The organism is Novosphingobium nitrogenifigens DSM 19370 (genome assembly GCF_000192575.1).
GTDB lineage: Bacteria > Pseudomonadota > Alphaproteobacteria > Sphingomonadales > Sphingomonadaceae > Novosphingobium > Novosphingobium nitrogenifigens.
Genome location: NZ_GL876927.1, coordinates 195,805 through 202,608 on the forward strand (window position 1 = coordinate 195,805; position 6,804 = coordinate 202,608).

10 protein-coding genes are annotated in these 6,804 nt (G+C 66.6%); 9 read left to right on the forward strand and 1 reads right to left on the reverse strand.

Annotated elements, in window-relative coordinates:
* The coding region (locus Y88_RS19550) for a hypothetical protein (RefSeq protein ID WP_232280969.1) at window positions 1-282 on the reverse strand (282 nt) is incomplete at its 3' end.
* Between Y88_RS19550 and Y88_RS07730 the strand changes: the two genes are divergently transcribed.
* From Y88_RS07730 to Y88_RS07770, 9 genes are all read left to right on the forward strand, one after another.
* On the forward strand, window positions 281-1,789 hold the full coding sequence (locus Y88_RS07730; protein WP_232280970.1) for a hypothetical protein: 1,509 nt from the start codon (window positions 281-283) through the stop codon (window positions 1,787-1,789). The genes Y88_RS19550 and Y88_RS07730 overlap by 2 nt on opposite strands.
* Before the next feature lie 113 nt (window positions 1,790-1,902).
* Entirely contained in the window at window positions 1,903-2,502 is a 600-nt protein-coding gene (locus Y88_RS07735) for a flagellar basal body-associated FliL family protein (protein ID WP_008067791.1), read from the forward strand.
* Window positions 2,499-3,386: a FliM/FliN family flagellar motor switch protein gene (locus Y88_RS07740; protein ID WP_008067793.1), complete on the forward strand. Its 888-nt coding sequence runs from the start codon at window positions 2,499-2,501 to the stop codon at window positions 3,384-3,386. The genes Y88_RS07735 and Y88_RS07740 overlap by 4 nt, the downstream gene beginning before the upstream one ends.
* Window positions 3,387-3,436: 50 nt before the next feature.
* Window positions 3,437-3,718 (forward strand): flagellar motor switch protein FliN, encoded by a 282-nt coding sequence (gene fliN, locus Y88_RS07745; RefSeq protein WP_008067795.1) that lies wholly within the window; start codon window positions 3,437-3,439, stop codon window positions 3,716-3,718.
* Window positions 3,718-4,023, forward strand: a complete 306-nt coding sequence (locus Y88_RS07750; RefSeq protein WP_008067798.1) for a flagellar biosynthetic protein FliO — start codon at window positions 3,718-3,720, stop codon at window positions 4,021-4,023. The genes fliN and Y88_RS07750 overlap by 1 nt, the downstream gene beginning before the upstream one ends.
* Window positions 4,013-4,915 (forward strand): flagellar type III secretion system pore protein FliP, encoded by a 903-nt coding sequence (gene fliP / locus Y88_RS07755; protein ID WP_008067799.1) that lies wholly within the window; start codon window positions 4,013-4,015, stop codon window positions 4,913-4,915. The genes Y88_RS07750 and fliP overlap by 11 nt, the downstream gene beginning before the upstream one ends.
* 13 nt (window positions 4,916-4,928) lie before the next feature.
* The gene (locus Y88_RS07760) at window positions 4,929-5,201 is read left to right on the forward strand and encodes a flagellar biosynthetic protein FliQ (protein WP_008067801.1); all 273 of its coding nucleotides are present in this window, start codon (window positions 4,929-4,931) and stop codon (window positions 5,199-5,201) included.
* Window positions 5,198-5,980, forward strand: a complete 783-nt coding sequence (fliR, locus tag Y88_RS07765; protein ID WP_008067802.1) for a flagellar biosynthetic protein FliR — start codon at window positions 5,198-5,200, stop codon at window positions 5,978-5,980. The genes Y88_RS07760 and fliR overlap by 4 nt, the downstream gene beginning before the upstream one ends.
* Window positions 5,981-6,003: 23 nt before the next feature.
* A partial coding sequence (locus Y88_RS07770; RefSeq protein ID WP_040702472.1) for an EscU/YscU/HrcU family type III secretion system export apparatus switch protein occupies window positions 6,004-6,804 on the forward strand: 801 nt, incomplete at its 3' end.

The following is a 6,804-nucleotide window of genomic DNA, read 5'->3' on the forward strand; positions in this document are numbered from 1 at the left end:
GCCGCCGCCACGGCCCGCGACATCGCCCGCCGCCAGGCCGCAGCATCGCTGCCGCTGGGCGGACGCAAGCCGCGATAGTCCTGATAAATCCCTGATATTTAAAGAATTTCTTGGAACGACGGGAATGCCAGCCCGGATTTGGCACGCTTCTTGAATAACAACAGGCAACACCGAACCGGGAGCCCCTTCGATGACCGCGATTGCCTCCTCCTCCATCCTCTCCCTCTCGTCGGCTTCGCCTGCGACGACGGGTGATGCCTCGACCCGGGCGGACAAGGGCATGACGACAGATTCGAAGGGTTTGCGGGGTTTTGCGGCAACTCTTGCCGCGCAAAAGACTTCCGCCGCCGACGAAAACGCCCCCGCTACGACGCCTGCGACCACCCTTGAGACCGATGCTGCGACCACCGACGCGGCCGCGACCGAGCTTGCCGCGGCACCGGCAAGCGGCAAGACCTTGCCGCCGGCAACGCCGACCCCTGCCGCGGAAGCCACGCCTGCCGCCGAAGCCACGATGGCCACCCCTGCCCGGCTCGCGGTCGCCGTGCCCGATCGTTATCTGGCCCAGATCCACGCGGCCCGGCTCGCTGCAGATGCGAGCGGCACCGATGCAGCCGGCCAGGATGCAACCTCCGCCAGCGATCCGGCAACGCCCGTGCAGCCCGATACGGCCACCATGGTCATGGCAAACGTGCTGCTCACGCCGCAGCCGACCGCTGCCCCGGTCATCACGCCGCCCGCCGACACCACTTCGCGCCTTCCCCAGACTGGAAATGCCACGGCCGGAACCACGCTGGCCACCCGTACCGATGCGACCGGCAACACGGCCTCCACTGCGCAGAACCTGCAGGCGATGGCAGCCGCCCTTCCCGCAGGCCTGCCGCAGATGACGCTCGAGCAGATCCCGGCAGCCGTGAGCACGCCAGCCATGGCAACGCCCGCCACGCAGCCATCCACCACGCAAGACGCCATTCCCCAAACGACCGCGTCCCCGTCCACTCTCGTCCAGACGGCTTCGGTTCCGGTCGACAACACCGCGCGCACGGCCGACATCGCCACCACCGCAGGAAAGCCCGTCAAGGGCACGGAAGTCGGCCGCACGGCCTCAGCATCGGGTCAGACCGGAAACAGCCAGACCGCAAACAGCCAGTCGTCGGTCGCCGCCGCGTCGAAGGAAAAAGACAGCACCGCCGACAGCGAAACGCAGAACGGCAAGAACGGTTCGAACGCCGATCGACACACCGAACAGGCGACGATCCTTCCTGCAGCGACCATCGACGCCTCGGCAACCGTGACGCCCGCCGCAACCAGCGCCGCGCAGGCGGCCGCCCAGCCCACCGACTTTGCCACGCTGGTCGACTCGATCGCCCGCGCCCGCGACGAAAGCGTGGCGGGCGGTGCGGCAGCGACCGTCGGCGTCGCCTTGCGCCATAGCGAATTCGGCCGGGTCTCGCTGCAATTCAGCAATAGCGACGATGGCCTTTCGGTCACGATGCGCAGCCCCGATCCGGGCTTTGCCCCCGCCGTTGCCGCCGCCGGTCACACCGCCGCCGACAACTCGGCCCAGAGCAACGACCAGAACGCGCGAGCCGGCAACGGCGGGCAGCAGGCCGACGCCTTCCTCGCCGGAAATGGCGGCGCCGCGACCAACGCCAACACCGGCGGCAGCGGCAACCAGTCCGGGAACGACGGCACCGGCCAGAACACGCGCCGTACCGCGCTCGACAATCCTTCGACGGCCACGCCCCGCGCGGGTGATCCGTCCGACAACGCAGGAATCTTTGCATGACGTCACGACCGTGTGGTCGCCCCCGGGGGCTTCCCCCCGACCCGCGCACCGACCAGCCGCCCGGCACCACCGCCGGAAAAGATGACTTCAGACCAGGGAGCGCATGAGGCGCGATGAGCGAGAAGAAGGAAAAGGACGCCAAGCCCGCCAAGAAAGGCGGCGGCATGATGATCAAGATCATCGGCGCGGTCGTCCTGCTGGCGGCCGGCGGCGGGGGGGTATTCGCCCTTGTCACCACCGGTGTGATCGGCGGGGGCACCAAGACCGTGGTCAAGGAAGACAACCACCCCAAACTCATCCGCAAGGGTGAGGAAGACCCCTATGCGCCGCCCAAGAAGGAAGGCGACGGCGGCGAAGGCGGCGGCAAGGAAGTCGATGGCGACGGCGGGAGCGAGTACCACACGCTCTATTACAGCTTCGCCGAGGACTTCACCTCCAACCTCAAGGGGTCGGACGCGCTGGTCCAGGTGTCGATCGCCTGCTCCACCCATCGCGACTATCGCGTGATCCTGTGGCTCAAGAAGCATGAGCTGGCCTTGCGCTCGGCGGTGCTCGCCGTGCTTGCCGACACCAGCGAGAGCGACGTCCAGACCCAGCAGGGCAAGGAAGCGCTCCAGCGCCGCCTGACCGCCGCGATCAACAAGGTCCTGACCGACAGCGAAGGCTTCGGCGGGGTCGATTCCGTCTACTTCAAGAGCTTCATCATCCAATGAAAGCCGAACGCGCCATTGTTGCAGAACGTGCGCTGGCCCGCCACAGCGCTGCGCTGCTGCGCCCGGGTCCGGAGAAAGCCGACGTTCTCCAGGCGCTGGCGCGTGCGGCGGACCGGATGGCGCGGACCTTGCGCGGGGCGATGGCCCGGCTTTGCGGAGGCTATCCTCCCGAAGTCGCGATCGCGGCCCCGCGCGAGATCGGGATCGAGGAATTCCAGAGCGAGGGCCTGACCGCCTACAGCATCTATTCGGTGCTGCCCGGGCTCGACCGGCTGGCCAGCGCGATCGACGGCGAAGCCGTTCTGCGACTGGTCGACCGGACCTTTGGCGGACCGGGCGAAGCGCCCCGGCCGATGCCGCGCGAATTGCCGATGTCGGCGGAATTGATGGTGCAGCGGATCGAGACGATCCTGTCCGAGGAACTCGGCCGGGCTCTGGGCGGTTCGCATGCCATCCGCCCGCTGCGCCGCGACCGCGACCTCGCCCAGTTGCAGCCGTTTGCCTCGGCAACGCGGCTGGCCCTGCTCGAAATCACGATTTCCGAAGGGTCGCGCGAACCCTGGCCGATCCGGCTGGTCCTTCCCGTCGAAGCACTCTCCTCGCTGACCGGCATGGGCGCACAACCTGCGACCTCGACCACGCGCGCTCCGGCGAAGGGCGATCCCCTCGCCGAACCTTATGGCGCCATGCCGCTCCCGGTCACGGCGCTGCTGGTCGATACCCGCGTGCCGTTGCGCACGGTTTCCACTCTCGCGGTCGGCCAGGTGCTGATGCTTCCCATCGCACGCTCGGTCCCGCTGGTCGTCGGAGGCCAGACCGTCGGTCACGGCGCCATCGGCGCGGTCGATGACCGTGTCGCCATCGAAATCACGCACCTTCCCTGATCCTGCCCCGATCCCGTCCCGACAACCCGATTTCCAGACAAGAGGTAGCAATGACCTTCATGCCCCGCGGCTTCGATCTCATCATGGATGTCGACGTTCGCCTGACTGTCGAACTCGGCAAGACCGAGATGAAGCTCAAGGACGTCCTGGCGCTGACCGAGGAAAGCGTCGTCGTGCTCGACCGCATGACCGACGAACTGCTCGACGTCATGGTCAACGGCAAGCTGATCGCGCGCGGCGAAGTCGTCGCGCAAGGCGACCGCTTCGGCCTGCGCATCGTCGAACTGGTCGGGCAGGATGCCCCGACCGCCGAGGTTCGGGGAGCCGCCTGATGCTCTGGTACATCGCCAAGCTCATTGTCCTTTTGCCCCTGATCGGCGTTCTGGTCTGGGCCAGCCTGCGCTTTGCGAAGCGGCTGGAAAACCGCTTTGCCACGAGCGAAGGACCCTCGAGCGTGAAGATTGTCGAGACGCGCATGCTCTCGCCCACGCTGCGCCTGGCGGTGATCGCGTTCCACGACCGCGAAATTCTCGTTTCGGCCTCGAAGCAGGGCCTGGTGCGGCTGGCCGAGGCTCCTGCCCGGTCGACCCCTCCCCGCAAGGACACCGCGCACGAGGACAAGACCCATGGCGAATAAGGCACGCAAGCCTGCCGGCTGGTTCTGCGCCGCGCTGCTGGTCGCGGCGACCGGCCCCGGCCTTGCCGCGCCCGCCCATGCGCAGGCAGCGCCGGTCGCGACCTCGTCGACCTCGTCGAGCCAGTCGGCCGTCTCGCAAACGACGACGACTTCGACGAATGCTCCCGCTCCGGGTATCGTCGCCAACCCCGGCCCGACCGGAAGCGCCATTCCCGGCGCCCTCGACCGCGCATTCGGCGAACTCTCGGGCGCGCAGAGCAAGGGCAGCCTGTCGCTGTCGCTGCAATTGCTCCTGCTCATGGGGCTGCTGACCATCCTGCCCAGCCTCGTGCTGATGATGACCAGCTTTACCCGCATCCTTATCGTGCTCGCGCTGCTGCGCCAGGCGCTGGGCCTGCAACAGAGCCCGCCCAACCCGGTGCTGATCGGGCTGTCGTTGTTCCTGTCGCTGTTCGTGATGGGGCCGACGCTCGACCGTGTGAACGCCAATGCGATCCAGCCCTATTCGGCCGGGACGATCAATGCCGAACAGGCCTTCGTCAACGGCGGGCGCGAATTCCATGCCTTCATGATCCGCCAGACGCGCGAACACGATCTCCTCATGTTTGCCGACATGGCCCATGCCCCGCGTTTTGCCAGCCCTGCCGACGTGCCGTGGACGATCCTGCTCCCCGCGTTCGTGACCAGCGAGCTCAAGACCGCGTTCCAGATCGGCTTCATGCTGTTCCTGCCGTTTCTCGTCATCGACCTCGTCGTCTCGTCCGTGCTGATGAGCCTTGGCATGATGATGATGAGCCCGACCGTCATATCGCTGCCGTTCAAGCTCTTGCTGTTCGTGCTGGTCGATGGCTGGGCGCTGCTGATGGGCAGCCTCGCCTCGAGCTTCGTCTGAAGGAGAACGAGCCATGGACGACACTTCCTCGCTGCTCGCGCTTGCCGACCGGATGATCTGGATCACGGCGCTGATCGCGACGCCCGTGCTGCTCGCCAGTCTTGCGGTGGGCCTTGTCGTCGGGGTGATCCAGGCGGCGACCTCGGTCAACGAACAGACGTTGACGTTCGTGCCCAAGCTGGCGGTGACTGCACTCGTGCTGGTCCTCTTGGGCGGCGCCATGCTCGGCCTTGTCGGGGATTTCCTCAAGGACATCATGGCGCAGATCGCGGTGACGGGACGATGATCGGCCTCGATTTCGGCTTCGGCCCGCTGGAAGCCGAATTCTGGCGTTTTCTTTTCGTCATGACCCGCATCGGTGCCGCGCTCGTTGCCGCGCCGCTGTTCGGCAATACCGGCGTCCCCCCGCAAGTCCGGGTCATCATGTCGGGCGCCATTGCTGTTTTCGTGTGCGGCTGGACCCCGGTCGCCGCGCCTCCCGCGCTGCTCTCGCTGTCGGGAATGCTGGCGCTCGCAGGTGAAACGACCATCGGTCTCGCGCTCGGCTTCGTCCTTCAGGTCGCCTTTGCCGCGCCGCTGATCGCGGCCGAGCTGATCGGCGCGGGCATGGGCATGTCGATCGCATCGGCCGCCGACCCGCTGAGCGGATCGCATTCGGCAGTGCTGGGGCAATATTTCGGCGTCGTGCTGACGATCGTGTTCCTGGGCATCGGCGGTCACATCGACTGGATCTCGCTGGTGGTGGAAAGCTATCGCGTCTTTCCTCCCGGCTCGGCGTGGATGACGCCTGCACGGCTTCAGCTGATCGACACCTTTGCCGCCGACATGTTCCTGACCGCGCTGGCCATGGCGCTGCCGGTCCTCCTCCTCTTGCTGGTCGTGCAAATCGTGACCGGGGTGATCGGGCGCTCGGCGCCTGCGCTCAATCTCTTTTCGCTCGGCCTTCCTGCCGGGGTTCTCGCCGGGATCACCGCGCTCATCATTTCGGCCCCACTCATCAGCGACAATCTCACCGACATCGCCCGTGGCGCGCTGACCAATGCGTCGGCGCTGCTGGCCAGATAATCCCCGAATAGACCGGAGCCCCCATGTCCGAGGACAGCGGCGAAAAGACATTTGCCCCAACTGCCAAGCGCAAGCGCGACGCGATCAAGCGCGGCGACGTCCTGCGCTCGCGCGAGCTCAACATTGCGGTGGGAACGGCGGTCGGTGTCGCCTGGCTCGTTCTGGCCGGGCCGTGGGTCATGCGTTCGATCGACCGCACCGCGCGGACGGGCCTTGCCTGGGATCGCGACAGCCTCGAACATTTCGATCCGATGGCACGCCTGCTCGGTGCGATGATGGACGTGATGCCCCCGGTGCTGCTGCTCGGCGTCGGGGTCGTCGCCGCATCGCTGATCGTGCAGCTCGGTTTCGGCGACGGCGCATTCCTTGCCGAAAACGCGCTGCCCAAAGCCTCGCGCCTCAATCCCGTCAACGGCCTTTCGCGCATGTTCGGGCTTCAGGGGCTGGTCGAGATCGGCAAGGGGCTGATGAAGCTCGCCCTGCTCGGCACGATCGCCTTCGTCTGGCTGAAATCGCGGCTTGCGACGCTCGTCGGACTGGGCGCCGGACAGCTTCATGCCCAGCTCGGCTTTGCCTGGTCCTCGCTCAGCCTCCTGCTTGAATATCTGGCCGCCGGGCTTGTCGTCATCGCGCTGGCCGACTTTCCCGTGCAATGGCTGCGCCGCAACAAGCGCCTGCGCATGAGCCTTCAGGAAATCCGCGACGAAAACAAGGAAACCGAAGGCAGCCCCGAAAACAAGGGCGCCATCCGCCGTCGCCAGCGCGCGATGGCCAACGGCTCGATGCAAAAGGCCCTGCGCGAGGCCCAGTTCGTCATCACCAAT

Excerpts from the sequence above, each read along its gene's own strand:
- Y88_RS07730 (WP_232280970.1), top strand. The coding sequence starts at position 281 with ATGACGACAGATTCGAAGGGTTTGCGGGGTTTTGCGGCAACTCTTGCC.
- fliP (WP_008067799.1), top strand. The coding sequence starts at position 4,013 with ATGGCGAATAAGGCACGCAAGCCTGCCGGCTGGTTCTGCGCCGCGCTG.
- Y88_RS07760 (WP_008067801.1), top strand. The coding sequence starts at position 4,929 with ATGGACGACACTTCCTCGCTGCTCGCGCTTGCCGACCGGATGATCTGG.
- Y88_RS07750 (WP_008067798.1), top strand. The coding sequence starts at position 3,718 with ATGCTCTGGTACATCGCCAAGCTCATTGTCCTTTTGCCCCTGATCGGC.
- fliR (WP_008067802.1), top strand. The coding sequence starts at position 5,198 with ATGATCGGCCTCGATTTCGGCTTCGGCCCGCTGGAAGCCGAATTCTGG.
- fliN (WP_008067795.1), top strand. The coding sequence starts at position 3,437 with ATGACCTTCATGCCCCGCGGCTTCGATCTCATCATGGATGTCGACGTT.
- Y88_RS07735 (WP_008067791.1), top strand. The coding sequence starts at position 1,903 with ATGAGCGAGAAGAAGGAAAAGGACGCCAAGCCCGCCAAGAAAGGCGGC.
- Y88_RS07740 (WP_008067793.1), top strand. The coding sequence starts at position 2,499 with ATGAAAGCCGAACGCGCCATTGTTGCAGAACGTGCGCTGGCCCGCCAC.